The organism is Rhodococcus sp. D-46, assembly GCF_011290655.1.
GTDB lineage: Bacteria > Actinomycetota > Actinomycetes > Mycobacteriales > Mycobacteriaceae > Rhodococcus_F > Rhodococcus_F qingshengii.
The window spans coordinates 1-2,581 of the sequence record NZ_JAANTF010000038.1; the positions used below are offsets into that span (position 1 = coordinate 1).

Here is a 2,581-nt window from a genome sequence, read left to right on the forward strand (position 1 = left end):
GTGTCAATGGCCACGAAGTTCTCCCCGTAGGCGGCCAGTAGTTCTCCCCGCTGGTGGCCACGGGTTCTCCCCGGTGGCGGCCAGTTGTTTTTCCCCACCCGCTTTCTGATTTGGGTTAGCTGAAGGGCTTCACCCCCTTGCCGGTGGTGGCTTCGGTGAGGCGGAAGGAGTCGCCGTCGGTGACGACGACGTGCGCATGGTGCAGGAGCCGGTCAACGGTGGCGGTGGCCAATGTTTTGGGCATGATCTCGTCGAAGCCGGAGGGGTGCAGGTTGCTCGAGACGGCAATCGCTCGGCGTTCGTAGGCAGCGTCGACGAGGCGATAGAATCCTTCGGCGGCGTCTTCAGAGACCGGGAGCAGACCGATGTCGTCGACGATGATCAGGTCGGAGCGGATGATCCTCGTCAGGGCTCGGGCGATGGAGTCGTCGGCACGGTGCCGGCGGACCAGGGCACCGAGGTCTTCGATGGTGAACCAAGACACCGCCAGCCCAGCTTCGACTGCGGCCTGCCCGAGTGCCTCGGTGAAGTGAGACTTGCCAGTTCCCGAAGGCCCACAGACGCAGAAACATTCACGCCGCCCGACCCACTCCAGGGTGCGGAGCGCGTCCTGGGTGGCGCGGGGAATCGACGATTTCGTTTCGTCCCAGTCGCCGAAGGTCTTGCCGGTAGGGAAACCCGCGCGTTTGCGGCGAGTGTGCAGGTTCGCCCGGTCCCGGCCGGCGGCTTCCTCAGCGAGGAGAACCCGCACGACTTCGGCGGGGTCCCAGCGTTGGGCTTTCGCGGTCGGGATGATATCGCTCAAGGACCTGCGGATATGGGGCAGTTTCAGGCGTTTAGTCAGGTCGATCGCCTCGGCCAACGGGTCGCCGTTAGCGCTGGTAACAGTGCGCAAAGGGGTGCTCATCAGGCGTCATCGCTTTCATCGTCAGTAGTGGCTGGGCTGGCCGGCGCTGGTGTCTGGCCGAAGGTGGACCAGGCGGCGGTGCCCGGTTGCAGAGTGTGGTTCTCGCTGCGACGGACCGGATCAGCGTGTTCGTGGGTGACTTGGTAGTCGAGGATCGAGATCAGGTCCCGATCGGCGAACCGGCCGGTCATCGCCGCCGTCCCCAACGCTCTGTCGACTGCGTCCGGGGAGTGCAGCTTCGAAAGGTCCACGGCCTCGGCCATCTTCGCCCTGATGCGGCGCGCTCCCGCGGCGGCAGCCTCGACCAGCCAGCTGTTGGCACCCTGGCCCAACTGTAGGAAGGCGAGCTCGGCGGCGGTACGAGGCTTGGGCACCCGGTCGGCGGCGTCGCGGTCTGGGCGGGGTGGGTAGTGGTCGTTGTCGAGGACCGGTGAACCGGGTTGGCCGCGGCGGTGCCGCGCGACTTCGACTGCACCGCCATCATTGTCGACGGCGGTCACGATCAGCTCCTCACCATGGAAGCGGGCCCAGACCCGAGTGTCGATCAACGTGTGCGGCACCGAATACCGCACCCCTTCCACCGAGATCGTCGACTCCCAGTTCACCCGCCGGGTAGTGCCGAACACCGCGGTGAACGGAGATTTCGGCAGCGGATGCAGCCGCTGCAACTCTTCGGCCAGCCGCTCGACCGGCCGCCGCCGAGTAGAGCTGTGGACGCGGGTGTTGACGTCGGTGCAGAACTGCCGGCAAGCCGACTCGAGCTCACCGAAAGAGTGATACTGCTCGCGCAGGTTCACCTCCTTCGGCAACAGGTCGGCTTTGGCGATCCGCACCGTCGCCTCACTTCCTCCCTTCGACTCCGGATCAGCAGGTAAACACGTCCGCAGCGTCGTGCCGTAATGCCGTGCCACCTCCACGATCTCCGGATTGCGGACCGCGATCCCGGCCACGTGATCGATCGTCGCGGTCTTCTCGTTGTCGGTGAGGACATAGACCGGAACCCCGCCCAAGCGGCGGAATGTCGCATCCAAACACGCCGCCACCGTCGGCAATGTCTTGTCCCAGATCGGGATCACCACCCGAAATCGCGACCACGCCAACCATGCGCAGAACAACGTCGTCTTCCGGCCGGAAATCGTTGGCCCGTCACCGAAGTCGTACTGTAACCACAGCCCAGGTTCGGTTACCCACGGCCGATACACTCGCCGCCGACCAGCCCGAAACTGGGCCTTCGCCTCCGCGACCGTCCGGCGCGTGGTCCGCTCACCGCCGGTGAACCCCAGCGCGACGATCCGTTCGTGGATGACATCCGCGCGGACCTTGCCCTGCGAGCGGACCACCAACTCCTCGATCTTCGGCAGAAAGTCGTCGATCGCCCGCGCTCGATGCCGCCGGCGGTCCGGCGGCTGCCCCGCAGCGCGCATCTGCACATACCGGGCCACCGTGTGGTGATCACACCCAGCCAGCTCCGCCGCCGCCCGATAACTACCCGTGAGGTCGTACGCCTCCAAAATTTCCATGATCTCCCTGCTCGATTTCATCCACCCAGCGTTGCCGGGACCGAATCTGACTCACAGCAGGTGGGGAACTATCTGGCCGTACGCGGGGAGAAACCATGGCCACAAAATGCGCCATAAATGGCCGCCAGTGGGGAGCTTACGATGGCCGTCGACA

The 2,581-nt window shown here is 65.3% G+C and carries 2 protein-coding genes; both read right to left on the reverse strand.

Annotation, left to right across the window (positions count from 1 at the left end):
• Positions 1-115: 115 nt before the first annotated feature.
• The gene (gene istB, locus G9U53_RS33190) at positions 116-907 is read right to left on the reverse strand and encodes an IS21-like element IS1415 family helper ATPase IstB (protein WP_003944771.1); all 792 of its coding nucleotides are present in this window, start codon (positions 905-907) and stop codon (positions 116-118) included.
• Positions 907-2,448: an IS21-like element IS1415 family transposase gene (gene istA / locus G9U53_RS33195; protein ID WP_030538069.1), complete on the reverse strand. Its 1,542-nt coding sequence runs from the start codon at positions 2,446-2,448 to the stop codon at positions 907-909. The genes istB and istA overlap by 1 nt, the downstream gene beginning before the upstream one ends.
• Positions 2,449-2,581: the final 133 nt, after the last annotated feature.